Genomic DNA, 25941 nt, shown 5'->3' with positions numbered 1-25941 from the left:
TTCGCGCGTTCGGGGTGGGGTCAGGAGGCCCACTTGGCGGGGTTGAGGTGGTACTGGGCGAGCGCGGTGGCGTGGCCGTGCCCCATCGCGTGTTCGGTCTTCAACCATTCGACCAACGCCTTGTGCGCGGTGATGTCCGAGTCGCGGATGGCGCCGAGCCACTCGTCGATGGTGCGGCCGTACTTGGCCTCGATCGAGGGGAAGTAGGACGCGGGGCCGTGCGGCTTGGTTGCCATGGTCTCTCCTGAGCTCGCGGGGTGTTCAGGGGTATGACGGTGCGGCCGCGCGGAATTCATCGCACCGCGGCGCGCTCCGGATCAGGCGCGGGCCGGGACGCGCTCGGGGCCGGGCGGGCGGCCGTCCGGTGTTCCCGAATCAGCAGCGCGCCGGTTGCGGCGACGAGGGCGGCGGTGAGGCCGTGGATGCCGAACGCCGCGGCGGTCGAACCGCTCCAGCTGAGCACGGTGAGCATGTCGCCGAGCGGGACCAGGGCGACCACCAGCGTGACGATGCCGAGGGCATAGCGCTGCTTCATGGCGAGCAGCACCAGAATCAGCACGCCGAAGACGGTGTCGCGCACGCCTTTCAGGTTCATGAACGCGGCCGCGTCACCCTCGGGCCAGGCGGGCAGGCCGAAACCGGGCGCGATGGTGTCCGGGGTGAACAGGTAGCTGATCCCGATGTAGAGGATGAAGGCGGCGCCGGCGATGGACAGGGCGGTGGCGATGCGGGAGATGGTCATGGCGGGTAGCTCCTCGGTGCTGCGGATTCTAGCGGCGCTAGATTGTGTAGCGACGATAACCTATCGCGATCCCACTTGTCTAGCACTGCTAGGATTTCGGCATGAGCACCCAGACGCGCAAGGAACGGGAACGAGCCGAACGCCATCAGCGGATCATCGACACCGCGCGCGAGCTGGCCGAAGCCAAAGGCTGGGAAGCGGTGACGGTGCGCAAGCTCGCCGAGCGCATCGAATACAGCCAGCCCGTGCTGTACAGCCACTTCGCGGGCAAATCGGCGATCGTGGCCGCGGTCGCCGAGCAGGGCATGGTCGATCTCACGATCGCGTTGCGCCGGGCGCACGGCGCGGCCACCGGACCCGCCGACGCGATGGCCAGGGTGGCCCGCGCGTACCTGGACTTCGCGGCCGCCAACCCGGCCCGCTACGACGCGATGTTCTCGATGGCCATCGATCTGGTCTTCGGCCTGGACGCCCCGCAGCCGCTCAAGGACGGCTTCGCCGAACTGGAGGCGATGTTCCGTCCGTTCGTCGAGGATGCGGAGCTCGGCGCCCGTACCGAGGTGGCCTGGAGCGCGCTGCACGGGTTGGCGACCCTGGAGCGCGGCGGGCGGCTGCGCCCTGAGCTGCGCGAGCGGCGGCTGTCCATCCTGGTCGCCGAATGGCTGGCCGCGGTGGGTGCCGCTCCCGCCTGATCCGCCCGACCACCCGCGTCTCGGCGCGTGTGCGCGAACACGATTCCGTGCGCCCGATTCCCGGGCCGGTAGCGTGGGGGCATGCCTGATGTTGTGGTGGTCGGCTCCGGACCGAACGGACTCGCCGCCGCGGTGATCCTGGCGAAAGCCGGACTCGCGGTGGAGGTGTACGAGGCGGAGGACACCGCGGGCGGCGGATCGCGCACGGCCGAGCTCACGCTGCCGGATTTCCGGCACGACATCTGTGCGGGCGCGCATCCGATGGCGTTGGCGTCACCGTTCTTTCGCGCCTTCGACCTCGCGGCGCACGGCGTCGAGCTGCTCATCCCGGAGGCGTCCTACGCCCATCCCATGGACGGCGGCACGGCGGGCATCGCGTGGCGCGATCTCGACCGCACCGCAGCGGGTCTCGGCCGCGACGGCGCGACGTGGCGCAGGCTGTTCGGGCCGCTGGTCGCGCACTGGGAATCCGTCGTGGACCTGGCGATGTCGGACCTGCGCAGGCCGCCGAAAGACCTGGCGACCGCGCTGCGCTTCGGGTTGCGCACCCTCGAGCAGGGAACTCCGTTGTGGAACACCAGGTTTCACGGCGACACCGCCGCAGCGCTGCTGACCGGTGTCGCCACCCACGCGATCACGCCGCCGCGCGCGATTCCCGCCGCCGGCGCCGGGCTCATGCTCGGCACGCTGGCGCACGCCGGTGGCTGGGCCATCCCGCGCGGCGGCAGTCAGGCCATCGCGGACGCGCTCGTCGCCGAACTGGAACGGCTCGGTGGCCGGGTGCACACGAAGACCAGGATCGATGCGCTCGGCGAGTTCGACTCCGCCCGCGCGGTGGTGCTGGATCTCGCGCCCGCGGAACTGGTTCGGCTCGCGCGCCATCGGCTGCCGGACCGTTATGTCGAGCGGTTGGGCAATTTCCGCTACGGTGGCGCCGCCTGCAAGGTCGATTTCGCGCTCGCCGGGCCGGTGCCCTGGCAGGCGGAGGGGATGGCACAGGCCGGCACCGCGCATCTGATCGGTACCAGGTCCGAGGCGATGGCCGCCGAACGCGCCGTCGCCGCGGGGCAGCACGCGGCTCGGCCCTACGTGCTGTCCATCCAGCCCGGCGTGGTCGATCCGTCCCGCGCCCCCGCCGGGCAGCACACCTTCTACACCTACGCGCACGTGCCGAACGGCTCGACCCGTGACGTCAGCGAGGCCGTGATCGCGCAGGTCGAGCGGTTCGCGCCCGGCTTCCGCGAGCTGATTCTGGCAAAGCATGTATACACGGCGGCCGAAATGCCGTTGCACAATGCCAATTACGTCGGGGGTGACATCTCGGCGGGTGCGATGACCCTGCGCCAGTTCGCCTTTCGTCCCACCGCGCGCTGGAACCCTTACGCGACACCGCTGCCCGGGGTCTACCTGTGTTCCGGCTCGACCCCGCCCGGCCCCGGCGTGCACGGCATGTCCGGTGTGCACGCCGCCCGTCACGTGCTGCGGCAGCGTTTCGGCATCACCACCGACCCGCTGGAGCTGGTGCGCGCCTGACCGGCGTGGTCGGTGCCTAGACGGTCGATTCGCTGCGGTAGAGGTCCGGTTCGAGGTAGATGACGCGGGCGGCCGGGACCGCGGCGCGGACCCTGGCCTCCGCGTCGTCGATGGCCGCGGCGAGCTGGGCGACGTCGAGGCCGGGCGCGGCGCCGACCTTTGCGGCGACCAAAAGCTCTTCGGGGCCGAGGTATTGGGACTTGAGGTGGATCACGCGGTCGATCCGGGTGCCGTCGATCAGGTTTTCGCGGATCAGCCGGTCCTCCTCCGGCGTGGCCCCCTCGCCGATGAGCAGGCTCTGCATCTCGATGATGAGGATGACGGCGATGACCCCGAGCAGCAGGCCGATGGCCAGCGTGCCGATGCCGTCCCAGACGGGGTCGCCGGTGGCCATGGTCAGGCCGACGCCGATGAAGGCGAACACCAGGCCGACCAGGGCGCCGGTGTCCTCGAGCAGTACCACCGGCAGTTCCGGGCTGCGCGAGGTGCGGATGAATCGCCACCAGCTCGTATTGCCCTTGAGCGGCTTGGACTCTCGGATCGCGGTGGTGAAGCTGTAGGACTCCAGGCCGATGGCGATCAGCAGGATGGCGATCGCGACGATCGGTGAGCTGAGTTCCTCCGGATGCTGGATCTTGTGGATGCCCTCGTAGACGGCATAGATGGAGCCGAGGGTGAACAGCACCAGCGCCACGATGAACGAGTAGAAGTAGCGGCTGCGTCCGTAGCCGAACGGATGCAGCTCGTCGGCGTCCTTCTCGGCACGTCGCTGGCCGAGCAGCAGCAGCCCCTGGTTGGACGTGTCGGCCACCGAGTGCACCGCCTCGGCGAGCATCGACGCCGAACCGGTGATCGCCGCACCGATGAACTTCGCGACGGCGATACCCGCGTTCGCCGTCAATGCGGCGAGGATCGCCTTCTTGCCACCACCAGCCGACATGCCCTGGACGCCCTTTCTCGAATTGCTCGATCCCGGCTAACTTAGCGTGTCGTCGCCGTCGGCGGCGATCAGCCGCGGTGCTGGTCGTGCCCGCTCAGCGTGGCGGGTAGGCCCGCGGCGCCTGCGCTGCCGACGCACGCGCAGAAAAGCTGCGCGTCACCTTCGGGCGCCTGGGCGCGAATGTCGGTGTCGGTGGCCGAGATCCACGCCGCCGCGCCGCGCTGTAGCGCCAATTCCGTTGTGCCCTGCAGCAAGCGGACCGAACCGGCGGTGCACAGCACGATGCCGGGGCCCGCCTCGGTCAGCGGGACCTGACCGGAACCGGCGACCAGGTCGAAGCGCCGCAGCGCGAATTCCGGGGCGGGCGTGGGGTAGCGCACCGAGCCGTCGCCGGCCGGTTCGGGCAGCACGACCGGCAGGTCGATCGGCTCGAAGTCCAGCACCCGCAACAGTTCCGGCACGTCGACATGCTTGGGGGTGAGGCCGCCGCGCAACACGTTGTCGGAGTTGGCCATGATCTCGACGCCGAGCCCGCGCAGGTAGGCGTGCAGGTTGCCGGCGGCGAGGAACAGGCCCTGGCCCGGCTCCAGGGTCAGCCGGTTCAGCAGCAGGGCCGCGAGCACACCGGCATCACCGGGATAGGCCTCGGCGAGTTCCAGAGCGGTGCGCGCCTCGGCGGTGAACTCGCGCTTGCCCTTTCCGGAAAGGTAGCGCACACAGCCGTCCAGCACCGCGGGCAGCAGCGTGGCCAGCACCGGCTGCGGCAGCGTGATCCAGGTGGTGAACAGCGTGCGCAGCCCGTCCGAGTCCGGTTGCGCGGCAAGCAGGTTCGCATAGGAGGCCAGGCCTTCCACGTCGAGAGCGCGCAGCAGCCGCACGGTGCGGTGCGGGTCACGGAAACCGGCCAGCGCCTCGAACCGGTCCAGCGCGACCACCAGTTCGGGCTTGTGGTTGTCGTCGCGGTAGTTGCGCATCGGCGAATCCAACGGCACGTTGGTCCGGTTCTCCCGCTCGAAGCCGGCGCGCGCCTGCGCGGCGCTCGGATGCGCCTGCAGCGACAGCGGCTCCTCGGCGGCCAGGATCTTGAGCAGGAACGGCAGCTTGCCGCCGAATTCTGCGGCGGCGGGGCCGAGTTCGCGGGTCGGGTCGGCCGCGACGAAGTCCAGCAGCGATGTGGTGCGGTCCGCGACCACGACGTGCGCGGGGTCCGCGGGATGCGCGCCGAACCACAGTTCGGCTTCGGGGTGGGCGGACGGTACCGGTCGGCCGCACAACTGAGCGAGCGCGGTGCGCGAGCCCCAGGCGTACGAGCGCAGCGCACCAACGAGTTCGTGCACTAGTAGTTGCCCCCGAACTGCCCTTGGCTCTCGGTCGCGGTGCCGCGAGTTCCGATCAACCGTAGGTATGCGGCGGCCATTTCCAGGCGTAGCGCGAGCACGGCGAGTTGTTCCACCTCGCCGCCCGCGCCCGCGGCGGGTTCCTCGGTGCGCGGCGGGGCCGGCACCGACGGGTCGGTGAGACCGGTGTGCAGCAGGTCGACATCGGCGTTCACCAGATCGGCGTCGACCAGGCCTGCCTCGGAACCGCCGAACACCGCGATGCGCCGCCGGGCGGCCGATTGGTCGGCGTCGGTGCTGAGCACGAACACCCGCATGCGCTCCACCTGCACCGGTCCGTCGAGTTCCTCGTCGTGGAACAGCGGATCGTAGCCGGGCGCGGAGGCGCCCGCGGTCTCGGTCATTCGGGCCCTGGCGGCGACGGCCTCGGCCAGATCCACCGCGGCGGCGACCCGGCCCACCGACTGCAGCAGCACCTCGGCGCCGTGCTCGGCCAGCCGGGCGGCGGCGGGGGAGTCGCCGGCCAGCACCACGCCGCGCTGATGCATGCGGGCGGCGAGGGTCTTGGCCGGATTGCGGAAGACCTCGTTGGCGGGACCGCCGCGCAGCGCCTCCGCGTCGAGGATGTCGGCGAGCGCGGTCAGGTCGGGCACGACCGTCGCGCTGCGGCCGGGGTCGACGATCTGCAGCACGGCGATGCCTGCCGCGACGAAGCGCAGCAGCCGGTTGTGGTCGAGCACCGGCACCCGCGGCGCGAGCACCGCGGCCCGGCCCGCCGCGACGGCGCGCATCGGGCCCTCGATCGGGGTCGCGACGACCACCTCGGCGCCGCGGCGCAGCGCGCGATCCACGGCATCGGTCAGGCGGGGATCGCCGGCGTCGTCACCGGCGACGAGGACGACATCGAGCGGGCCGACCCAGGGCGGCAACGCGGCGACGGGCACCAGGGGTAGCCCCGCGCGCTCACCGAGCGCGGCGACCAGCAGGCTCGCGGCCCGCGCGGCCCGGCCCGCGCCGGAGACGAGGACCACGCTGCGTGGTCGCAGACCGGCGAGGCGGGCCAGAGCGTCCTCGCCGACGGCAGCGGCCGTGGCTCGGACCTGAGCACCGCCGGAGGCCGCCGAACGCAGGGCGCCCGCGGTATCGGCTGCCTCGAGTGAAGCGGCATCGTCGAGGTCGAGCACCGGTGTTCCAGCGATCATCGGGCGTCCCACCTCCCCTCATCGCGCTGAGTCGTTTCCGCCCTTGCTCCCGCCCGGGTCAGCTGCCACGCCGGGCCCGGGTCGGGCGAATCCAGGGCCTGTGATTCCACTATTCCAGCCGAAGGCCGAAGGTGCTCGGGTTCCCGGCCTCGGGTCGCGCGGTCGGCTCGCCCGACCACTGGACCGAGCGCCGAATCCTGAGCTTGTGATTTCATCCGCCCTGATTCCACTATTCCAGTCAGGACCGGACGATGCGCAGAATCTCTGTTACGAGTGCGTCTACTTCTTCCGGCGATCTGGCCTCGACGTTGAGTCGAAGCAGCGGCTCGGTGTTGGAGGCGCGCAGATTGAACCAGGCGTCGTCGGCGAGCTGCACGGTGACGCCGTCGAGCCGGTCCACCGCGATGGTCCGGCTCTCGAACGCCGTCACCACGGCCAGGGTCCGCTCCTGCGCGTCGGCCACGGTGGAATTGATCTCGCCGGAGGCGGCGTAGGTTTCGTAGGCCGCCATGAGTTCGGAGACCGGCCGCTGCCGCTCGCCGAGCGCGGCGAGCACATGCAGCGCGGCGAGCATGCCAGAGTCCGCGCCCCAGAAGTCGCGGAAGTAGTAGTGCGCCGAGTGTTCGCCGCCGAACACCGCGCCGGTCGAGGCCATCTGCTGCTTGATGAACGAGTGACCGACCCTGGTGCGCACCGGGGTGCCGCCGAGCTCGGTCACCAGCTCGGGCACCGCGCGCGAGGTGATCAGGTTGTGGATGATGACCCCGCCCGGCTCCTTGGCCAGCTCGCGCTCGGCGACCAGCGCGGTGATCGCCGAGGGGGAGACCGGGTCGCCCTTCTCGTCCACTACGAAGCAGCGGTCGGCGTCGCCGTCGAAGGCGAGGCCGATGTCGGCCCCGGACTTGACCACCAGGTCTTGCAGATCGACCAGGTTCTTGGGGTCGAGCGGATTGGCCTCGTGATTCGGGAACGAGCCGTCGAGCTCGAAGTACAGCGGCACGATCGTCACCTGCGGCAGCGTGCGGAACACCGCGGGCACCGTGTGCCCGCCCATGCCGTTGCCCGCGTCCACCGCGATGGTGAGCGGGCGGACCGCGCCGAGGTCGACCAGGCCGCGCAGGAACGCCGCGTAGTCGTCGAGCAGGTCGACCCTGGTCTCGGTGCCGCGCGGACCGTCGTAGCCGGGCACGCCCGTGGCGACCTCGTCCTTGATGGTGGCCAAGCCCGTGTCCTGGCCCACCGGAAGGGCTTTCGCGCGGCACATCTTGATGCCGTTGTAGCGCGCCGGGTTGTGGCTCGCGGTGAACATGGCGCCGGGGCAATCCAGCCGGCCCGAGGCGAAGTACAGCTGGTCGGTCGAGGCCAGTCCGATGTGCACCACGTCGAGTCCCTGGGCGAGCACGCCGTCGGCGAAGGCCTCGGACAGCGCGGGGGAGGATTCGCGCATATCGTGGCCGATGACGGCGCGTTCGGCGCCCTCGGCGCGCATCAGCCGGGCGAACGAAGCACCGATGTCCCTGACGAATTCGGCATCGATCTGTTCGCCGACCACACCGCGAACGTCGTATGCCTTGATCACCGCGTTGACGGACTCGGCAGTGCGGGCGACAGTCATGCCCTTCACCCTAGTGCCCCCGCGGACACGGCTTGACCCGGTCCTGGTTTGCGCTACGACGGCGGGTCGGGCAGTACCCGGAGGTGGCCGCGACGACCGGTGCGGGTCGTGCGCTGCGGCGGGGGCGCGTAGTCGCGATAGCCGCGCTGCTCCGGCTCCGGCGGGCGGCGGCGCAGGCCTGCCTCGCGCACCGCCTCGGCGAGCGCGGTCAGATCGTCGTCATCCGGTGTGCTGGAGGAGAACCCGCCCTCGTGGCGCACCATCTCCCAGCCCTTCGGGGCGGTGATGCGGGATCCGTGGGTTTCACACAGGTCCCAGGAGTGCGGTTCGGCGACGGTGGCGAGCGGCCCGACGACGGCGGTCGAGTCCGAGTACACATAGGTGAGCGTCGCGACGGCCGGATTCTTGCAACCTGGACGGCAGCAACGACGCATGGGGATCACGCCGATGAGAGTAACCCTCCTTGCGCCTCGATGTGGATAGACACGCTCAGGAATCGGGCAAATACTGCCGCACGCAGGGGCGTGTCGCACAACGACATTCGTTGTCGCGGCGGCGGCGGATCGGTCGCCTACTCCGGTTCGGGGTCGATCACGTCCGGGTCGACGCCGAGGTAGGTGGCGATCTGCTGGACCAGTACCTCGCGCAACAGGTCGACCAGATCGTCGGGGTCGTTGGCGCGCAGCTCCAGCGGTTTGCGGAACAACACCACGCGGGCGCGGGTGGCCGCGCCGTGCCGGTCGACGCCCGCCGGGATGAGCCGCGACAGCGGCACCGGTCCGTCGGCGACCACCTCGTCCGGCCAGGTGACCGAATCGGGGTGCAGCGGACGGATTTTCGGCACGTCGTCGACGGCGATATCGAGCTTGGTCAGCCGGTCGTGCCAGCGCGTGTCCAGCGGCGCGAACGCCTCGAGCACCAGCCGGTCGAATTTCTGTCCCCTGGTGCGCCAGGCGGGCACAGTGGGCGGCAGCATCGGTCCGCGTACCCCGCGACCACGGCGGATGACCGACCGTGCGGTCGGCGGACGACGATTGCGGGAACGTGCCATGAGATAAAACTAGCCAGCGCGCGGTGCGCCCGCGCACCCAGTGCGGTCCGCGCAGGTCGCGGGGCGTGCCGCCGGGGTGTGGGGCGGCCTGCCGCCGCAGGGCGGGGCTACCCCCGGAGCTACCCGGGTCGAGGCGAGATCCGTTGTCGCCGTGGCGAGTTCTCGCGTTCGGATAACTCGGGGGTCATCCCGAGGGGGCGAACTAGCCGATGCCGCGCTTCAGGCGGCGGCGCTCCCGCTCGGAGAGCCCGCCCCAGATGCCGAACCGCTCATCGTGGGCGAGTGCGTATTCCAGGCACTCGTCGCGTACCTCACAGCCCATGCAGATCCGCTTCGCCTCGCGAGTCGAGCCGCCCTTCTCCGGGAAGAACGCCTCCGGATCGGTCTGCGCGCACAGGGCGCGCTCCTGCCACTGCTCTTCGATGGATTCGAACATCTCGTCGAAGCCCGTGACGACCAGGCTGAGCCGGGGCGGCGAGACTTCGTCGCCCGAGTCGACCCGGGGCGCCGAGACTTCGTCACCCCCCTCTAGATCCTTCCAGCCGTTTTCTGCGCAGACGCCACGTGCTGCGCCTGCTGTGGAATCGGTCGGCGAGACCATCTCGTTGGCCATCGCTCCGCCTCCTCACTGTGTGTTAGCGCAGAATGATTCGTTCCGTCGGACCAACACGCCTACCGACGGCCATACCCCGCGACGTTGTCCCGCGGACGTCCCCGAGCTTGTCATTCCGATGCGAACATCTGTTCGAAAAGCCGTTCGCGCCTTGAACTCTCGCGCGAACCCGAAATGACATGACTGTGATTAGACACGCCGGACGTGTCGATGGTCAAGCCGCCGTCGCTATTCCGTTACTATCCGCGAACGCCTTCCAAGATGATCTTGAGGCGAACTAGGGCAAATGACCAGCAACTATCCGATGAACATCGCCCGCTCCGGCAACGCATAGGCTGTGCGGATGTGACTGTTCATCAAGCGGATGCCGAGCCCGTAACCGGGCCGCGGATTGCCGTTCTCGTCGGTGGTGTCGGTGGTGCGCGTTTCCTGCAGGGGGTCAGGGAGCTGCTGCCCGAGGCCGACGTCGCCGCGATCGTGAATGTCGGTGACGACGTCTGGATGCACGGCCTCCGGATCTGCCCCGACCTCGATACCTGCATGTACACCCTCGGTGGCGGCATCGACACCGAGCGCGGCTGGGGCCGGGTCGGCGAAACCTGGCACGCCAAGGAGGAGCTGGCGAAATACCACGCGCAACCGGACTGGTTCGGCCTCGGGGATCGCGATATCGCCACCCATCTGGTGCGCACCGAGATGCTGCGCGCGGGGTACCCGCTCTCCGCGGTCACCGAGGCGCTCTGCAACCGGTGGCAGCCGGGCGTGAAACTGATCCCGGCAACCGACGATCGGTGTGAAACGCATGTGGTTGTGAGTGACCCCGACAAGCCTGGCGAACGTCGCGCGATCCATTTCCAGGAGTGGTGGGTTCGCTACCGCGCGAACATCGAGACCCATGGATTCGCCACAATCGGGGCCGAAGAGTCCAAACCGGCGCCGAATGTGACCGAGATCATAGAGTCCGCCGATGTGGTCTTGCTCGCACCGTCGAACCCGGTGGTGAGCATCGGGGCCATCCTCGCGGTGCCCGGAATTCGCGGCGCGCTGCGCACCACGACCGCCAAGGTGATCGGCGTGTCCGGCGTGATCGACGGCAAGCCGCTGCGCGGCATGGCCGACGAGTGCCTGTCGGTGATCGGCGTCGAGACCACCGCGGAGGCGATCGGCCGGTACTACGGAGCTCGTTCTGCCACAGGCATTTTGGACGGCTGGCTGATCCACTCCACCGACACCGCGGACGTGCCGGGTGTCGAAGTTCGCAGCGTGCCGCTGCTGATGACCGATCCGCCGACCACCGCGCAGATGGTGCGCGAGGCGCTCGACCTGGCGGGAGTGAAGCCGTGACCGAGGAGCACACCGTGACCGATCACGCGGCAGGAGAGCTGCGCATCCTGCCGATCACCGGGCTGCCCGAGTTCCGGCCCGGTGACGAGCTGGCCGAGCACATCGCGGCCGCCGCGCCGTGGCTGGCTGACGGTGACGTGCTGGTGGTCACCAGCAAGATCGTCGCCAAGGCCGAGGGCCGCATCGTGGCCGCGCCGCTGGATCCGGAGGAGCGCGACGCCGCGCGCCGCGCGCTGGTCGAGCAGGAGGCGGTGCGGGTGCTCGCGCGCAAGGGCCGCACCCTGATCACCGAGAACAAACTCGGCATCGTGCAGGCCGCGTCCGGGATCGACGGCTCGAATGTGGAACAGGGCGAATTGGTGCTGCTGCCCGCCGATCCCGATGCCAGCGCCAAGGCGTTGCGCGCGGAGCTGGCCGCGCGGCTCGGTGTCGAGGTGGCCGTGGTCATCACCGACACCATGGGCCGGGCGTGGCGCAGCGGCCAGATCGACACCGCGATCGGGTCCGCCGGGCTGCGGGTGCTGCACGACTACGCGGGCGCCGTGGACGGCCAGGGCAACGAGCTGCAGGTGACCCAGGTGGCGATCGCCGACGAACTGGCGGCCGCGGCGGATCTGGTGAAGGGCAAGCTCGGCGGGGTGCCGGTCGCGGTGGTGCGCGGCCTGCCGATCACCGACGACGGGTCGAGGGCCGCTGACCTGTTACGCGGTGGCACCGACGACCTGTTCTGGCTCGGCACCGCCGAGGCGATCGAGCAGGGCAGGCGCGAGGCGGTGCTGCTGCGCCGATCGGTGCGCCAGTTCGCCGATACGCCGGTCGATCCGCAGCGGGTGCGCGCCGCGGTGTCCGTCGCGCTGACCGCGCCCGCCCCGCATCACACTCGGCCCGTGCGGTTCGTGTGGCTGCGTGACGCGCGGCTGCGGGAGCGGTTGCTCACGGCGATGGCGGACAAGTGGCGTGCCGACCTGACCGCCGACGGCCTCGACCCGGAACGGATCGAGCGCCGGATCGCGCGCGGGGACATCCTGCGTCACGCGCCCGAGGTGATCATTCCGTTCTGTGTGCCCGACGGCGCGCACGACTATCCGGACGAGCGGCGCAGGGCCAACGAGCGCACCATGTTCACCGTCGCGGTCGGCGCCGCGGTGCAGGGACTGCTCGTCGCGCTGGCGACCGAGGGGCTCGGCAGCTGCTGGATCGGCTCGACGATCTTCACTCCCGAGATCACCCGCGAGGTGCTCGGGCTGGCGGCGGACTGGAACCCGTTGGGCGCCATCGCCGTCGGTCACCCGCTCGAGCCGCTGACGCCACGGCCCGTGCGCGGCAACGACTTCGGGTTGGTGGAGCTGTGAGGGTTCGGTGCGCCGGTGAGTGCTGACTCGCTGCATGACTCGGCCACCGCACTGCTCGAATCCTGGTCGCCCGCTGTCGATTCCGAGCGCTCGCTGCGCGAGGCGATGCTCGCGTTCCTCGGCTCGGCGCCGCGCGGCTGCCTGCGTGAACACGTGCCGGGCCACATCACCGCCTCGGCGGTGGTGTACTCCCACGACGCGCGTGAGGTATTGCTGACCCTGCATCCTCGGGTGGGCAGCTGGATCCAGCTCGGCGGGCACTGTGAGGAGTCGGACGAGACCGTCGCGGGCGCGGCGCTGCGCGAGGCGACCGAGGAATCCGGCATCGCGGGCTTGCACCTGGAGCCGGGGCTCTACGGCGCGCAGGCGCATCCGATCACCTGCTCGCTCGGCAGGCAGACCAGGCACCTGGATCTGCTGTTCCGGATCACCGCGCCGGCCGGTGCGGTGCCGGTGCGCAGTGCGGAGTCCACCGACCTGCGCTGGTGGCCGGTCGACGCGCTCCCGGACAACGCCGACGTGCTGCTGCGCTAACACCCCTCGACGTACCGACGCCCCGGTCAGGCCGTGCCTGACCGGGGCGTTCGCGTTGCGCGCGGACTTGCTGCTTTACAAATCGATGGATTTGTATAGACAGACGACAAATCGATCTCTAATGTCCACAGTGGAGGTAACGCACGTCACATGTGGCGTGCCGCTTTGGATGGGAGACAACGATGTCGACGACAGCAGCCGACACGTCCGCGCAGCCGACGGCGCCGCCGGACTGGCGCGATCGCAAGCGCTACTTGTGGCTGTGGGGGTTGTTCGCCCCCACCGGCCTGTTCACCATCGGGATCCCGGTGATCCTGGCGCTGAACGCGCTCGGCTGGCACCGGCTGGCGCAGGTGCCGTTCTGGCTGGGCCCGATCCTGGTGTACGTGCTGATTCCGTTGGCGGACATATTCTTCGGGCCCGACGGCGACAATCCGCCGGACGAGGTGATGGAGTATCTGGAGCACGACAGGTACTACCGCTACCTGACGTATCTGTATCTGCCGTTCCAATACGCGACGCTGCTGATGGCCTGCTATCTGATCACCGCGGACGAGGTGAGCTGGCTCGGGTTCGACGGCGGGCTGCACCTGGTCGACAAGATCGGCCTCGCGATCACCGTCGGCATGATCGGCGGCATCGGCATCAATACCGCGCACGAATTGGGGCACAAGAAGGTGCGTCTGGAGCGCTGGCTGTCGAGAATCGCACTGGCGCAGTCGTGCTACGGCCACTTCTATATCGAGCACAATCGCGGCCACCATGTGCGCGTCGCCACGCCGGAGGATCCGGCGAGTTCGCGGGTCGGCGAGACCTTCTGGGCCTTCTGGCCGCGCACCGTGTGGGGCGGGCTGACCTCATCGCTGCGTTTGGAGCGGACCCGATTGCGGCGGCTGGACAAGAAGCCGTGGAGCCTGAAGAACGAGGTGTTGAGCGCCTGGCTGATGTCGGTGGTGCTCTACGCGGTGCTCGTCGCGGTGTTCGGCATCGAACTGCTGCCGTATCTGGTGTTGCAGGCGGTGGTGGGCTTCAGCCTGCTGGAGGCGGTCAACTATCTCGAGCATTACGGCCTGGTCCGGCAACGGAGTTCGTCGGGACGCTATGAGCGGCCCGCGCCGGTGCACAGCTGGAACAGCGACCACATCGTGACCAACATCTTCCTCTACCACCTGCAGCGGCACAGCGACCATCACGCCTACCCGACCCGGCGCTACCAGACCCTGCGCAGCTGGGACGGCGCGCCGAACCTGCCGAGCGGATACGCGAGCATGATCCTGCTCGCCTATTTCCCGCCGCTGTGGCGGCGTGTGATGGACAAGCGCGTGCTCGCCCACTACGACGGCGACATCACCCGCGCGAACATCCATCCGCGCAAGCGCGACAAGGTGCTCGCCCGGTACGGGATCGGCGAGGTGGCGTGATGAATCGGTTTCGCTGTCCGGTCTGCGCCTACGTTTACGACGAGGCGAAAGGCGATCCGCACGAGGGATTTCCCGCGGGCACCCGATGGGATGTGATTCCGGACGATTGGTGCTGCCCGGACTGTGGCGTGCGCGAAAAAATAGATTTCGAACAGGTGGGAGCGGTGCGATGAACGAATATAAACTTTTTCAGTGTATTCAGTGTGGTTTCGAATACGACGAGGCGAAAGGCTGGCCGGACGACGGTATCGCGCCCGGTACCCGCTGGGACGATATTCCCGATGATTGGACCTGTCCGGACTGCGGCGCCGCGAAGGCGGACTTCTATATGGTCGAAATAGAGCGGTCGTGATGCTTTGACTGCGGGAACCGCCCGTGACAGTGTCGCGGGTATGGCGCGCACCGGAACCCGCATCCCGTACCAGGAGGCCGCGCGGGAGTTGCTGCGCACGTCGGTCCTCGACGCCATGCGCGAACTGCTCACCGAGCGGGATTGGTCCAAGATCACCCTCGGCGACGTGGCGGCCCGGGCGGGCGTCAGCAGGCAGACCCTCTACAACGAGTTCGGTTCCCGCAGCGGCCTCGCGCAGGCGTACGCGCTGCGCCTGGCCGACGATCTGGTCGATCACGTGGACGCGGCCATCACCGGCAATGTCGGTGATGCCCGCGCCGCGTTTCGCGACGGCATGCGCAACTTCTTCCTCGACGCCGCCGCCGATCCGCTGGTGCGCTCGCTGCTCGCCGGTGAGGTGAAGCTGGATCTGCTGCGGCTGATCACCCTCGACGCCGGGCCGTTGCTCGATCACGCGACCGCCCGGCTCGCGCTGGCGTTCCAGCACAGCTGGGTCGCGGCGACGCCCGCCGAATCCGACGTCGTCGCGCACGCGCTGGTGCGCATCGCGCTGAGCTACATCCCGACCCCGCCGGGGCCGGGGCGAGACGCGCCGGAGGATTTGAGTGCGTTGCTGAGCCCCTATGTCGAGGCAATTCTCGCGGCCCGAAACGAGCGGTAGCGAAGCGGCTCGATGCTCTATCCGATAGCGGAAAGTAAGCCACGCTTCACTAACATATGAATGGGCTTAAAACCAACTGCCGAGGCTGTAATCCTCGTCACGTTTCATCCCCTGAAGTCTGCGAAACAGCCGTACAGTCTGGAATTATTCTCCTACATCGGAGATAGGGTTCTATTTAGCGGGAGAAACGTGCAAACGGTTGGCAAACCGACGGTATCAACTGATCCCAAACGACACTTATGGGTTTTCGGCCTGATCGCTCCACTGAGCGCCCTCCTGCCTTCGCAGCTCGTGTTGCAGACCGGCGCGAGGGTGTTCTGGTGGATCGGTCCGATCATCGTGCTGATCGTCATCCCGGTCCTGGACTGGGTTGTCGGCGAGGACGGCACCAATCCGCGCGATGAAGACTACGAGTTGCTGTCCAATGACCGGTACTACCGGTGGTGCACCTACCTGTTCCTGCCGGTGCAGCTGATCGGCCTGCTCATCGCCTGCTACATGTGGGCCGGGCACGAGTTGAGCGTGGTCGACAAGCTCGGCCTCGCCGCGACCCTCGGTTTCGTCAGCGGCATCGGGATCAACGCGGCGCACGAACTGGGTCACCGGGTCGAGAAGGCCGAACGCTGGCTGGCCAAGGTGGCGCTGGCACAGTCGTGCTACGGCCACTTCTTCGTCGAGCACAATCGCGGGCACCACGTCAGAGTGGCGACGCCGGAGGATCCGGCCAGCGGCAGGCTCGGCGAGACGCTCTGGGAGTTCCTGCCGCGCAGCGTGTTCGGCAGCTTCCGCTCGGCCATCGAACTGGAGCGGGCGCGCCTGGCGCGCAAGAACCGGCGCTGGTTCAGCGTGCACAACCACATCCTGCAGGCATGGTCGATGAGCGTGGTGCTGTTCGGCGGGCTGATGGCGCTGTTCGGCATCGGCATCCTGCCGTGGCTGATCCTGCAGGCGGTGATCGGCGCCTCGCTGCTGGAGACGGTGAATTTCATCGAGCACTACGGACTGCTGCGGGCGAAGCGCCCGAACGGCAATTACGCGCGCTGCTCGCCGCGGGACAGCTGGAACAGCGACCGGCTCGTCACCAATATCTTCCTGTTCCATTTGCAGCGGCACAGCGATCATCACGCCAATCCGGGCCGCCGGTATCAGACGTTGCGCAGTTCGATGCAGGCGCCGCAATTGCCGGCCGGATACGCCACAATGATCCTGTTCGCGGTAATTCCGCCGCTGTGGCGGGCGGTGATGGACCATCGCGTGCTCGAGCATTACGACGGTGACGTCACGCGCGCGAACATTCATCCGCGCAAGCGGCGTCAGCTGCTCGAGCGCTACAGCGGCTGGGTCACCAGGGCCACGCCGGATAGTGCTGCGGCGCAAGCCGACAGCGCGGTGGCCGGTGCCGGTGCGGTGGCCGACGCGGTGCCGAGTGCCGGCGCCGGGCAGTCGTCGGACGCGGCGCGGGCCGAGGGTTCGGCGCAGGGTGTGGCAGCGACGCCGGGCAACGGCGCTGCTGTCGAACGTGGTGGCGCCTCGGGCAGTGGTGTCACCTCGGACGGCGCGGTCACCGCGGGCGGCGGTGGCGTCGTGGAAAGTGGTGTGCCGGTGGGCACGCCGTGCAATGGCGCCGTGCAGCGCAACGGTGTCGCACAGCGCAACGGATCGACGGCGCGCAGAGAGGTCGTCGAGGCGAGCGTGGCGGAGTCGGGCGCGGTGTGAGCGCCCGGCGCCGGGGCGGTCGGGTTCAGCGGTGATAGGCAGGAGGCAGGGGTAATCCCTTCTCCTGCATCACCTCTCGCATTCGATTCGGATAGTCGGTGATCACGCCGTCCACCCCGGTGTCGAGCTGCGCGGCGATCGTGGCCTTGTCGTTCACCGTCCACGGAATCACGCGCAGGTGCAATTCGTGTGCGCGGTCGACGTAGGCCTTGTCCGCCACCAGGGCGAAGCCCGGTTCGCCCGCCTTGCGGCCGTAGGGCACCGAGTAGCCGGGCGAGGCGACGTCGGCGCCGAGCGCGCGCACCGCGCCGAGCGGATCGTCGGCGTAGTCCTCGAATCGGATGGGCCCGAGCCACTTCGAGCCCGCGACGAAGGTGGTGTCGTCGTAGAGCGCCACCAGCGGGATGGTCGGGGCGGCCTTGCGCACCAGCGGCAGCGTCCGCCAGTCGAAGCTCTGGATCTCGACATTGCCGGTCTCGCCCGCCGCGCGCACGGTCGCCAGGATGACGTCCACGAATTCCGCAGGCGCGGCGGACTGTTCGGGATGGTCGGCTTCCACCTTGGTCTCGATGTTGTAGCGCGGGTGCGCGCCGCGGTAGGACTTCACCAGATCGAACAACTCGGGCAGCGTCGCTATCTTGTTGCCGGGCAACCCCTGCTGGCCGGGGTACTCCGCCAGGGTCCGCCCACAGTCCAGGGTCTGGATCTGGGCGTAGGTCAGCTCGTGCGCCAGCTTGCCCACGTACGGGAACTTCGGGTCGTCCACCGTCGCGGGTGCGGTGTCGGCGCACTTGGTCGCGAGGATGGTCGGGTCGTGCCAGATCAGCGGCATCTTGTCCGCGGTGAGCACGATGTCGAGCTCGAGCGTGGTGACCCCGAGTTCGAGCGCCTTGGCGAAGCCGGGCAGCGATTCCTCGACGGTGAGGCCGCGTCCGCCGCGGTGCGCTTGCAGGTCGACGGTTCGCGACGGAGTAGCCGGTGCCGAGTCGGATTCGCTCGTGCACGCGGTGCTCAGACCAAGGACGAACAGCCCGACGGCAGCGGTCGTGGCGATAGCGCGCAGGTTCGGCATCGCGCCAAGCTAGCAAGGGTGAGTACGGTGTACCCAGCCGCCGCGCCAGCGACTAGCCTTGCGTGTTGGTACCGACTTCCAGGAGAGGCAGATAGAGGCTATGACGACCTCAGAACTTCCCGCGCGAACTTCACTCACCGCGGACGTCCGCAACGGGATCGACTTCAAGGTGGCGGATCTGGCGCTGGCCGAATTCGGCCGCAAGGAGATCCGCCTCGCCGAACACGAGATGCCCGGGTTGATGGCGCTGCGGCGCGAATACGCCGAGGTCCTGCCGCTGCAGGGGGCGCGCATCTCCGGTTCGCTGCACATGACCGTGCAGACCGCCGTGCTGATCGAGACCCTGGTGGCGCTGGGCGCGCAGGTGCGCTGGGCCTCCTGCAACATCTTCTCCACCCAGGACCACGCCGCGGCCGCGGTCGTGGTCGGCCCGAACGGCACCGTCGACGAGCCCAAGGGCACCCCGGTCTTCGCTTGGAAGGGCGAGACCCTGGAGGAGTACTGGTGGGCCGCCGAGCAGATGCTGACCTGGCCGGATGAGCCTGCCAACATGATCCTCGACGACGGTGGTGACGCCACCATGCTGGTGCTGCGCGGCGCGCAGTTCGAGAAGGCGGGCGTGGTGCCGCCGGAGGACGAGAGCCACTCGGCCGAGTACAAGGTCTTCCTGAACCTGCTGCGCGAGCGGTTCGAGTCCGACAAGGGCAAGTGGAGCGCCATCGCCGAGTCGGTGCAGGGCGTCACCGAGGAGACCACCACCGGTGTGCTGCGGCTCTACCAGTTCGCGGCGGCCGGTGAGCTGGTGTTCCCGGCGATCAACGTCAACGACTCGGTCACCAAGTCCAAGTTCGACAACAAGTACGGCACCCGGCACTCGCTGATCGACGGCATCAACCGCGGCACCGATGTGCTCATCGGCGGCAAGAAGGTGCTGATCTGCGGCTACGGCGACGTTGGCAAGGGTTGTGCGGAATCGCTTGCGGGACAGGGCGCTCGGGTGCAGGTCACCGAGATCGACCCGATCAACGCGCTGCAGGCGCTGATGGACGGCTACGACGTGGTCACTGTCGAGCAGGCGATCGGCAACGCCGACATCGTGATCACCTCGACCGGTAACAAGGACATCATCACCCTCGACCACATGCGGGCGATGAAGGACCAGGCGATCCTCGGCAACATCGGTCACTTCGACAACGAGATCGACATGGCGGCGCTGGAGCGTTCGGGCGCAACGCGTTTGAACATCAAGCCGCAGGTCGACCTGTGGACGTTCAAGGAGTCCGGCAAGTCGATCATCGTGCTGTCCGAGGGTCGCCTGCTGAACCTGGGCAACGCCACCGGCCACCCGTCGTTCGTGATGTCGAACAGCTTCTCCAACCAGGTGATCGCGCAGATCGAACTGTGGACCAAGCCGGACGAATACGACAACGAGGTCTACCGCCTGCCCAAGCACCTCGACGAGAAGGTCGCCAAGATCCACGTCGAAGCGCTCGGCGGCACGCTGACCAAGCTCACCAAGGATCAGGCCGAGTACATCGGCGTCGATGTCGACGGCCCGTTCAAGCCGGAGCACTACCGCTACTGAGCCATTGACGCACACGGCCGCCGGACCTCGGGTTCGGCGGCCGTTTGTCTGCCACCGCGCGGCCAGTGACTGCTGTGGCAACGGTCGCCGCGTCGGGGTAGCGGGCCACGGCAGGCACGGATGCACCGGCGGGTCGCGGCGGGCGGGGTCTGAGTACCCTGCCTGCCATGGGAGCGTTGATTGTGGTCGAGGGGCTCGACGGTGCCGGTAAGCGGACGTTGACCGACGCCGTCACCGCGCGGCTGCGTGCGGACGGACTACGGGTCGCCTCCTTGGCGTTTCCGCGCTACGGCCGCTCGGTGCACGCCGACCTGGCCGCCGAGGCCCTGCACGGCGAGCACGGCGATCTGGCGGCCTCGGTGCACGCGATGGCGCTGCTGTTCGCGCTGGACCGGGCCGAGGCCCGCGACGAGCTGGCGAAGTTGTTGGCGGACAACGACATCGTCCTGCTCGACCGGTACGTCGCGTCCAACGCCGCCTACAACGCGGCCCGGCTCGAGCAGTCCGCCGACGGCAGAATCGTGCGCTGGATAGGCGAATTGGAGTACGAGCGCTTCGCGATGCCCGTGCCCGCGGCGCAGGTGCTGCTCGACGTCTCGCCCGAACTCGCGGCCGAACGAGCCCGCCGCCGAGGCGAACTCGACAGCAGCAGGGCGCTCGACGCCTACGAGCGGGACGCGCGCCTACAGCAGCGCACCCTCGCGGTGTACCGTGAGCTGGCCCAACAGAACTGGTACGGGCCGTGGTGGACATTCCGATCCGGTGACGATCCAGCCACGCTGGCCGCGCGATCAGCCGATTTGATTACCCGATAGGGTTAGATGTGCGGCGGGTTCGTACCAGTGTTGGCGTGGCGACCCGATCCTGGCCTGGGAGATGACAACATAGTAATTATGAAGCCGAAGATTCTGGTCGTCGACGACGATATGGCGCTCGCTGAGATGCTCACGATCGTCTTGCGCGGGGAAGGGTTCGACCCGCATGTGGTCGGCGACGGCACACAGGCCCTCGCGGCGGTTCGGGAGATCCGCCCCGATCTGGTGCTGCTGGACCTGATGCTGCCCGGCATGAACGGCATCGATGTGTGCCGAGTGCTGCGTGCGGATTCCGGTGTGCCCATCGTGATGCTGACGGCGAAGACGGACACCGTCGACGTCGTGCTCGGTTTGGAGTCCGGCGCCGACGATTACATCGTCAAGCCGTTCAAGCCCAAGGAATTGGTCGCCCGGGTGCGCGCCAGGCTGCGCCGCACCGAGGACGAACCGGCGGAAATGCTCTCGATCGCCGACATCGTCATCGATGTGCCCGCGCACAAGGTGACCCGTGGCGGACAGCAGATCTCGCTGACTCCCCTGGAGTTCGATCTGCTGGTGGCGCTGGCCCGCAAGCCGCGTCAGGTGTTCACCCGCGAGGTGCTGCTCGAGCAGGTGTGGGGTTACCGGCACGCCGCCGATACCCGACTGGTGAACGTGCACGTGCAGCGGTTGCGCGCCAAGGTCGAGAAGGATCCCGAGAATCCGGAGATCGTCTTGACCGTCCGTGGTGTCGGCTACAAAGCTGGACCACCGTGAGCACCCGCGTTGAACGGGTCACGGCTGCCGCGTTCGCACGGACGACGGTGCCGGTCGCCGTCGAGGCGCGGCCGTGATCCGTCGCTCCAGAAACCAACTGGAGCGGGCGCTGGCGGCAGCGGGTGCCCGGTTCGCCGAGTTGGGTGTCCTGCTGGGGCACCTGTGGCAGCGGTCGTTGCAGCTGCGTGTCGCGGTCTCCACGATCACCCTGTCGCTGATCGTGATCACCATCCTCGGCGTGGTGCTGACCGATCAGATCACCAGCCGCATGCTGGACACCAAGATCAATGCCGCGGTCGAGGAGATGGCGCGCGCCCGTAACGCGGTGCACGGGCAGCTGTCGAACATCCAGGAATCCAATACCCAGACCCGGCTGGTCGAGGCGCGCAACTCGCTCTCCAGCGGCGGCAGCCCGCAGACCGGTGTCGCGGGCAGCTACGACCTCGCCCTGGTGATGGTGGACGGCAGCCAGCAGGAACTCACCGCGGGCCCGATTCAGGACGTGCCCGTCGAGCTGCGCAATTTCGTGCGCCGCGGCCAGGTCAGCAGGCAGTTCACCACGATCTCGGACTCGAGCTGGTACCAGGGCCAGGCGCTGATCATCGGCAGCCCGAGCGTCGACGTGCCGACGCTGGAGATCTACCTGATCTTTCCGCTGGCCAGTGAGGCGCGCAGCCTGTCGCTGATGCGCGGCACCATGATGATCGGCGGCATCGTGCTGCTCGTCCTGCTCGCCGCGATCACCGCGCTGGTCACCAGGCAGGTGGTGCTGCCGATCCGGTCGGCCGCCCGGATCGCGGGCCGCTTCGCCGACGGCAGGCTCAAAGAACGCATGCTGGTGCGCGGCGAGGACGACATGGCCCGCCTGGCACAGGCGTTCAACGAGATGGCCGAGAGCCTGTCCAACCAGATCACCCAGCTCGAGGAATTCGGCAATCTGCAGCGCCGGTTCACCTCCGACGTCAGCCACGAACTGCGTACCCCGCTGACCACCGTGCGGATGGCCGCCGACCTGATCCACGGCAGCAGCGACGATCTCGATCCCGCCCTGGCGCGCAGCGCCGAACTACTGGTCAACGAGCTCGACCGGTTCGAGGGACTGCTCAACGACCTGCTCGAGATCAGCCGCCACGACGCGGGTGTGGCGGAGCTGCAGGTGGAATCGCTCGATGTGCGCATGTGCGCGCGGGCGGCCATCTCGACCGTGCGCCACCTGGCCAAGGACGCCGGCGTCGAGGTCGTCATCGATATGCCGGACGAACCGTTGGTCGCCGAGGTCGACCCGCGCCGGGTGGAGCGGGTGCTGCGCAATCTGCTCGCCAACGCCATCGACCACAGCGAGGGCAAGCCGGTGCTGATCCGGATGCGCGGCGACCTCGATGCCAACGCGGTCTCGGTGGTGGTGCGCGATCAGGGCGTCGGCCTGCGGCCCGGTGAGGAGAAGCTGGTCTTCAACCGGTTCTGGCGCTCGGATCCGTCGCGGATGCGGCGTTCCGGCGGCACCGGCCTCGGCCTGTCGATCAGCGTCGAGGACGCGAACCTGCACGAGGGCAGGCTCGAGGCCTGGGGCGAGGTCGGCGTGGGCGCGAGCTTCCGGTTGACGCTGCCGCTGGTGCGCGGCAAGAAGCTCGGTACCAGCCCGCTGCCGCTGGAACCGGTGCGCAAGCAGGCGGCGGCTCGACAGGCCGAGCTGGAGATCGTGCCGAGCACGAGCGAGCCGGAACCCGAAGCCGCGCCGGGGGAGACCGTGTCCTTCCCGTCCGGCGGCACCGCGGTCTTCGCCTCGGGCAACGGCTCGACGGTGGTGGCGCCGAGCCCGGTGGCCGGGTCCGATACGGCCGGGCCGGACGACGAATCGACACCGCCGGGTGCGGATCCGGCGCGCAGACCCGGGGACGTACCGTTATGAGCATGCGAGTCGGTTCTGCGCGCAAGCAGCGGCTGTTCGCGTTCGGCGCGGCCGCGGTCGCCGCGCTCGTCGTGCTCTCCGGCTGCGCGAGCCTGCCCGAATCCTCGGCGCCACAGGCACTGGGCACCATCAACCGGGAACCCACCTCCGAGGGCCCGCCGCAGCCGCAGCAGGGGCGCGACCCGGACCTGCTGCTGCGCGACTTCCTCTCCGCCACCGCCGATCCCGCCAACGGGCACCTGGCGGCCCGGCAGTTCATGACGCCCTCGGCCGCGTCGCACTGGGACGACGCCGTCGGCATCACCATCGTGGAGAAGCCGGATACGTTGCGCGAGTCGCGTTCCGGAGACAAGGCGACCTATCGGGTGCGCGCACGCAAGGTCGGCGAGCTCAAGCCCGACGGCTCCTACCAGGCGACCGCCGATCCGCTCGAGAACAAGATCGAGATGATCCGGGTCAACAACGAGTGGCGCATCGACGAGCTGCCCGACGGCGTGGTGATGGACTCGGTCGCGTTCCTCAAGTGGTACCGGCGCTACGTGCTCTACTTCGTCGACCCGTCCAGCAGCTCGGTCGTGCCCGACCTGCGCTGGGTCTCGGTGCCGAAGGCACAGCTGACCAAGCAGCTGCTCAGCATGCTCAACGCGGGCACCCAGCCCGCGCTGGCCCCGGTGCTGCGCAACGAGCTGGCGCTGCCGATCACCCTGCGCGAACCGATCACCAAGGCCAACGGCGACCCGGAAGGCGTCGGGGTCGGTGTCGGTGGGGTACGGGTCGATTTCACGGGCGCCTCCGCGCTGGCCCCGCGCGAGCGCGAGCTGCTGGCCGCACAGGTGGTGCTCACCCTGGCGGGTGCGGACATCATCGGCCCGTATGTGCTGCTGGCCGACGGCAAACCGCTCGACGATCGCTTCTCGGCGAGCGGCTGGGCCGTCGCCGACGTGCAGCAGTTCAGCTCGGCGGTGAGCGGGCGCAACCAGGTCGGCCTGCACGCGCTGCGCGGCGGCACGCTGGTCCAGGTCGCGACCACCGGCGCGGTCACGGCCGCGCCCGGCTACTTCGGCGCGGTGAACAACCTGGTGTCCGCGGCGGTTTCGCCGGACGGTCAGCTGGTGGCCGGGGTGGCCGACGCGGGCAGGCCCGCGCCCGAACTGCCGCGCACCCTGATGGTCGGCACCTACGGCGGCAACGCGATTCCGGTCGCCGAGGGCGGCACCATCACCCGGCCGTCCTGGAACGTGGACGGCACCGCCGCCTGGGCGGTGATCGACGGCGATCGGGTGGTGCGCGCGGTCAACGATCGGTCCACCGGCACCGTCTCGGTGCAGGACGTCGACATCTCGGCGCTCACCGGCGGTTCCGGCTCGGCGTTCCGGCTGCCGATCACCGAGCTGCGGATCTCCCGGACCGGTGTGCGTGCCGCACTGATCGCCGACGGCAAGGTCTATGTCGCGGTGACGGTGCCCAAGCCGGGCGGCGGCTACGCGCTGACCTCACCGCTGCCGGTCGGGGTCGACTCGAGCTCGCCTGCGGTCTCGGTGTCCTGGTACGGCAGCGATCGCTTGATCATCGCGCGGGAGGGCAATCTCGATCCGATCGGCGCGGTCTCGATCGACGGGTCGGGCTCGCAGGCCTACACGAGCCGGAACCTGACCACGCCGGTGCGGCAGGTCAGTGCCTCGCCGGAGCACCAGTACGCCGCCGATTCCCGTGCGGTGCTGGAGTTGACCACCAATCCCGAGGAGCGCGAACCGTATTGGCGTGAGGTGCCGGGGCTCGGCGCGAACGCCGTCCCGGTGCTACCCGGCTGATCGCCGCGCCGTGTCGGTGGGTGCGCGCAGACTCGGACCGTGCGCACCCTGCTCGATCTGATCCTGCCCACCGCCTGTGTCGGCTGTGGCCTGCCCGGCCTCGGCTGGTGCGCCGCCTGTGCGGTCGCGCTGGCCGGTCCGCCGATCCGGGTGCGGCCACGACACGATCCCGGCGTGCCGTGCTGGGCGCTCGGGCCCTATGCGGGCCCGGCGCGGCGAGCGGTGTTGGCGGCCAAGGAGAGTGGGCGCACCGATCTGGCGGGGCCGATCGGCCGGGGACTGGCCGACGCGCTGGCGTGGCTGCGGGCCCGCGATCGACCGCTGGTGCTCGTGCCCGCGCCGAGTCGCCGGGCGGCCGCACGACGGCGCGGCGGTGATCCGGTGGTGGCCGCGACGAAGGTAGCCGTGAGTTTGCTTCCCGATAGCCGGATGGTATCCGCGCTGCGGGTGTGGTGGGGTGTGCGGGATTCGGTGGGCTTGACGCCCCGTGAGCGCGCACACAATCTGCAGGACAGGGTGACCACCGTACCCGGTTCTTCGATGCTGTGCGAGATCGCGGAAAACGCCGAGGTAGTGGTGGTGGACGATGTGCTGACGACCGGGGCGACGGTGCGGGAGTCGGTGCGCGCGCTGGCTCGGACGGGAGTGCGGACACGTGCCGTATTGGTTACCTGTGCTGCTTGACTCCGGGAAATTTGCGTGAACACTGGCGCAGTCCCGAATGTCGTACTAGCGTCGCGATCACACACCCGAACCGGGAGTTTGGAGGTGGCGCCTCGGACAACATGTGCCGAGAGATTCTCGATCGGCACGGCTCATCCCGCCGCACGCGGTTCGCCTGTGCGGCCATATCCGGGAGGTACGCGTGACGACTTCTTCACGACCTTC

At 68.8% G+C, this 25941-nt stretch carries 25 protein-coding genes and 1 pseudogene; 16 read left to right on the top strand and 10 right to left on the bottom strand.

The features are described from left to right. Window positions 1-20: 20 nt before the first annotated feature. Together F5X71_RS29260 and F5X71_RS29255 are read right to left on the bottom strand one after the other, a co-directional pair. Complete coding sequence (locus F5X71_RS29260; RefSeq protein ID WP_167464899.1) at window positions 21-236, bottom strand: DUF4287 domain-containing protein; 216 nt, start codon at window positions 234-236, stop codon at window positions 21-23. 56 nt (window positions 237-292) lie between these two features. Further along, on the bottom strand, window positions 293-742 hold the full coding sequence (locus F5X71_RS29255; protein WP_167464898.1) for a DUF4267 domain-containing protein: 450 nt from the start codon (window positions 740-742) through the stop codon (window positions 293-295). 101 nt (window positions 743-843) lie between these two features. Here F5X71_RS29255 and F5X71_RS29250 point away from each other — a divergent pair, with 101 nt between their 5' ends. Together F5X71_RS29250 and F5X71_RS29245 are read left to right on the top strand one after the other, a co-directional pair. Further along, window positions 844-1434 carry a TetR/AcrR family transcriptional regulator gene (locus F5X71_RS29250; protein WP_167464897.1) on the top strand — a complete coding sequence of 197 codons (591 nt, stop codon included), beginning with the start codon at window positions 844-846 and terminating at the stop codon, window positions 1432-1434. An 81-nt stretch (window positions 1435-1515) separates the two neighbouring features. Next, entirely contained in the window at window positions 1516-2967 is a 1452-nt protein-coding gene (locus tag F5X71_RS29245; RefSeq protein WP_167464896.1) for a phytoene desaturase family protein, read from the top strand. A gap of 16 nt (window positions 2968-2983) precedes the next feature. Here the strand turns inward: F5X71_RS29245 and F5X71_RS29240 are convergent, their stop codons facing one another. The 7 genes from F5X71_RS29240 to F5X71_RS29210 all read right to left on the bottom strand — a co-directional run bounded on the left by F5X71_RS29240 (window position 2984) and on the right by F5X71_RS29210 (window position 9548). Then, on the bottom strand, window positions 2984-3907 hold the full coding sequence (locus F5X71_RS29240; RefSeq protein ID WP_167464895.1) for a cation diffusion facilitator family transporter: 924 nt from the start codon (window positions 3905-3907) through the stop codon (window positions 2984-2986). 68 nt (window positions 3908-3975) lie between these two features. After that, a complete protein-coding gene (manA, locus tag F5X71_RS29235; RefSeq protein WP_167464894.1) occupies window positions 3976-5244 on the bottom strand; it encodes a mannose-6-phosphate isomerase, class I in 1269 nt (422 codons plus the stop codon). Continuing rightward, complete coding sequence (locus tag F5X71_RS29230; protein WP_167464893.1) at window positions 5244-6446, bottom strand: tobH protein; 1203 nt, start codon at window positions 6444-6446, stop codon at window positions 5244-5246. The genes manA and F5X71_RS29230 overlap by 1 nt, the downstream gene beginning before the upstream one ends. Window positions 6447-6684: 238 nt before the next feature. Beyond that, a complete protein-coding gene (locus tag F5X71_RS29225; protein ID WP_167464892.1) occupies window positions 6685-8061 on the bottom strand; it encodes a phosphomannomutase/phosphoglucomutase in 1377 nt (458 codons plus the stop codon). Window positions 8062-8114: 53 nt separating this feature from the next. Next, window positions 8115-8495 (bottom strand): DUF3499 domain-containing protein, encoded by a 381-nt coding sequence (locus F5X71_RS29220; protein WP_167466833.1) that lies wholly within the window; start codon window positions 8493-8495, stop codon window positions 8115-8117. 137 nt (window positions 8496-8632) lie between these two features. Beyond that, window positions 8633-9112 carry a metallopeptidase family protein gene (locus F5X71_RS29215; protein ID WP_167464891.1) on the bottom strand — a complete coding sequence of 160 codons (480 nt, stop codon included), beginning with the start codon at window positions 9110-9112 and terminating at the stop codon, window positions 8633-8635. Window positions 9113-9314: 202 nt separating this feature from the next. Further along, complete coding sequence (locus F5X71_RS29210; RefSeq protein WP_029901515.1) at window positions 9315-9548, bottom strand: WhiB family transcriptional regulator; 234 nt, start codon at window positions 9546-9548, stop codon at window positions 9315-9317. A 381-nt stretch (window positions 9549-9929) separates the two neighbouring features. Here F5X71_RS29210 and cofD point away from each other — a divergent pair, with 381 nt between their 5' ends. The 8 genes and pseudogenes from cofD to F5X71_RS29170 form a co-directional block, all read left to right on the top strand. Then, on the top strand, window positions 9930-11069 hold the full coding sequence (gene cofD, locus F5X71_RS29205) for a 2-phospho-L-lactate transferase (RefSeq protein WP_238815534.1): 1140 nt from the start codon (window positions 9930-9932) through the stop codon (window positions 11067-11069). Next, a complete protein-coding gene (locus tag F5X71_RS29200; protein ID WP_167464890.1) occupies window positions 11066-12421 on the top strand; it encodes a coenzyme F420-0:L-glutamate ligase in 1356 nt (451 codons plus the stop codon). Before cofD ends, F5X71_RS29200 begins: the two co-directional genes overlap by 4 nt. Before the next feature lie 15 nt (window positions 12422-12436). Continuing rightward, window positions 12437-12955 (top strand): NUDIX hydrolase, encoded by a 519-nt coding sequence (locus F5X71_RS29195; RefSeq protein WP_167464889.1) that lies wholly within the window; start codon window positions 12437-12439, stop codon window positions 12953-12955. 182 nt (window positions 12956-13137) lie between these two features. Then, entirely contained in the window at window positions 13138-14376 is a 1239-nt protein-coding gene (locus F5X71_RS29190) for an alkane 1-monooxygenase (protein WP_167464888.1), read from the top strand. After that, window positions 14376-14549 carry a rubredoxin gene (locus tag F5X71_RS29185; RefSeq protein ID WP_167464887.1) on the top strand — a complete coding sequence of 58 codons (174 nt, stop codon included), beginning with the start codon at window positions 14376-14378 and terminating at the stop codon, window positions 14547-14549. Before F5X71_RS29190 ends, F5X71_RS29185 begins: the two co-directional genes overlap by 1 nt. Continuing rightward, window positions 14546-14728: a rubredoxin gene (locus F5X71_RS29180; RefSeq protein ID WP_167464886.1), complete on the top strand. Its 183-nt coding sequence runs from the start codon at window positions 14546-14548 to the stop codon at window positions 14726-14728. The genes F5X71_RS29185 and F5X71_RS29180 overlap by 4 nt, the downstream gene beginning before the upstream one ends. A gap of 40 nt (window positions 14729-14768) precedes the next feature. Further along, window positions 14769-15389 (top strand): TetR/AcrR family transcriptional regulator, encoded by a 621-nt coding sequence (locus F5X71_RS29175; protein WP_167464885.1) that lies wholly within the window; start codon window positions 14769-14771, stop codon window positions 15387-15389. A 189-nt stretch (window positions 15390-15578) separates the two neighbouring features. After that, window positions 15579-16721 (top strand): annotated as a pseudogene (locus F5X71_RS29170) (alkane 1-monooxygenase); the annotation flags it as partial. Window positions 16722-17130: 409 nt separating this feature from the next. Here F5X71_RS29170 and F5X71_RS29165 read toward each other — a convergent pair. Next, on the bottom strand, window positions 17131-18177 hold the full coding sequence (locus tag F5X71_RS29165) for a glycerophosphodiester phosphodiesterase (protein ID WP_428981410.1): 1047 nt from the start codon (window positions 18175-18177) through the stop codon (window positions 17131-17133). 100 nt (window positions 18178-18277) lie between these two features. On the opposite strand from F5X71_RS29165, the gene ahcY reads away from it, so the two are divergent. The 6 genes from ahcY to F5X71_RS29135 all read left to right on the top strand — a co-directional run bounded on the left by ahcY (window position 18278) and on the right by F5X71_RS29135 (window position 25737). Further along, window positions 18278-19762 carry an adenosylhomocysteinase gene (gene ahcY / locus F5X71_RS29160; protein WP_167464884.1) on the top strand — a complete coding sequence of 495 codons (1485 nt, stop codon included), beginning with the start codon at window positions 18278-18280 and terminating at the stop codon, window positions 19760-19762. 167 nt (window positions 19763-19929) lie between these two features. Next, window positions 19930-20577 (top strand): dTMP kinase, encoded by a 648-nt coding sequence (locus F5X71_RS29155; protein ID WP_167464883.1) that lies wholly within the window; start codon window positions 19930-19932, stop codon window positions 20575-20577. A gap of 78 nt (window positions 20578-20655) precedes the next feature. Beyond that, window positions 20656-21333 carry an MtrAB system response regulator MtrA gene (gene mtrA, locus F5X71_RS29150; protein ID WP_014987817.1) on the top strand — a complete coding sequence of 226 codons (678 nt, stop codon included), beginning with the start codon at window positions 20656-20658 and terminating at the stop codon, window positions 21331-21333. A gap of 73 nt (window positions 21334-21406) precedes the next feature. Then, window positions 21407-23242, top strand: a complete 1836-nt coding sequence (mtrB, locus tag F5X71_RS29145; protein ID WP_167464882.1) for an MtrAB system histidine kinase MtrB — start codon at window positions 21407-21409, stop codon at window positions 23240-23242. After that, complete coding sequence (gene lpqB, locus F5X71_RS29140; RefSeq protein ID WP_167464881.1) at window positions 23239-25053, top strand: MtrAB system accessory lipoprotein LpqB; 1815 nt, start codon at window positions 23239-23241, stop codon at window positions 25051-25053. Before mtrB ends, lpqB begins: the two co-directional genes overlap by 4 nt. 39 nt (window positions 25054-25092) lie before the next feature. Further along, entirely contained in the window at window positions 25093-25737 is a 645-nt protein-coding gene (locus F5X71_RS29135) for a ComF family protein (RefSeq protein WP_167464880.1), read from the top strand. The last annotated feature ends 204 nt before the right edge of the window (window positions 25738-25941 follow it).

It is taken from the genome of Nocardia brasiliensis (assembly GCF_011801125.1).
GTDB lineage: Bacteria > Actinomycetota > Actinomycetes > Mycobacteriales > Mycobacteriaceae > Nocardia > Nocardia brasiliensis_C.
The sequence above is the reverse complement of the archived record's forward strand: the minus strand, read 5'-3'. Positions and strand labels throughout refer to the sequence as shown.

Bases quoted from the DNA above. Each gene is read 5' to 3' on its own strand.
- F5X71_RS29260 (WP_167464899.1), bottom strand. From the start codon at position 236: ATGGCAACCAAGCCGCACGGCCCCGCGTCCTACTTCCCCTCGATCGAG.
- F5X71_RS29255 (WP_167464898.1), bottom strand. From the start codon at position 742: ATGACCATCTCCCGCATCGCCACCGCCCTGTCCATCGCCGGCGCCGCC.
- F5X71_RS29250 (WP_167464897.1), top strand. From the start codon at position 844: ATGAGCACCCAGACGCGCAAGGAACGGGAACGAGCCGAACGCCATCAG.
- F5X71_RS29245 (WP_167464896.1), top strand. From the start codon at position 1,516: ATGCCTGATGTTGTGGTGGTCGGCTCCGGACCGAACGGACTCGCCGCC.
- F5X71_RS29240 (WP_167464895.1), bottom strand. From the start codon at position 3,907: ATGTCGGCTGGTGGTGGCAAGAAGGCGATCCTCGCCGCATTGACGGCG.
- F5X71_RS29230 (WP_167464893.1), bottom strand. From the start codon at position 6,446: ATGATCGCTGGAACACCGGTGCTCGACCTCGACGATGCCGCTTCACTC.
- F5X71_RS29225 (WP_167464892.1), bottom strand. From the start codon at position 8,061: ATGACTGTCGCCCGCACTGCCGAGTCCGTCAACGCGGTGATCAAGGCA.
- F5X71_RS29220 (WP_167466833.1), bottom strand. From the start codon at position 8,495: ATGCGTCGTTGCTGCCGTCCAGGTTGCAAGAATCCGGCCGTCGCGACG.
- F5X71_RS29215 (WP_167464891.1), bottom strand. From the start codon at position 9,112: ATGGCACGTTCCCGCAATCGTCGTCCGCCGACCGCACGGTCGGTCATC.
- F5X71_RS29210 (WP_029901515.1), bottom strand. From the start codon at position 9,548: ATGTTCGAATCCATCGAAGAGCAGTGGCAGGAGCGCGCCCTGTGCGCG.
- F5X71_RS29190 (WP_167464888.1), top strand. From the start codon at position 13,138: ATGTCGACGACAGCAGCCGACACGTCCGCGCAGCCGACGGCGCCGCCG.
- F5X71_RS29185 (WP_167464887.1), top strand. From the start codon at position 14,376: ATGAATCGGTTTCGCTGTCCGGTCTGCGCCTACGTTTACGACGAGGCG.
- F5X71_RS29180 (WP_167464886.1), top strand. From the start codon at position 14,546: ATGAACGAATATAAACTTTTTCAGTGTATTCAGTGTGGTTTCGAATAC.
- F5X71_RS29175 (WP_167464885.1), top strand. From the start codon at position 14,769: ATGGCGCGCACCGGAACCCGCATCCCGTACCAGGAGGCCGCGCGGGAG.
- F5X71_RS29165 (WP_428981410.1), bottom strand. From the start codon at position 18,177: ATGCCGAACCTGCGCGCTATCGCCACGACCGCTGCCGTCGGGCTGTTC.
- ahcY (WP_167464884.1), top strand. From the start codon at position 18,278: ATGACGACCTCAGAACTTCCCGCGCGAACTTCACTCACCGCGGACGTC.
- F5X71_RS29155 (WP_167464883.1), top strand. From the start codon at position 19,930: ATGGGAGCGTTGATTGTGGTCGAGGGGCTCGACGGTGCCGGTAAGCGG.
- mtrA (WP_014987817.1), top strand. From the start codon at position 20,656: ATGAAGCCGAAGATTCTGGTCGTCGACGACGATATGGCGCTCGCTGAG.
- lpqB (WP_167464881.1), top strand. From the start codon at position 23,239: ATGAGCATGCGAGTCGGTTCTGCGCGCAAGCAGCGGCTGTTCGCGTTC.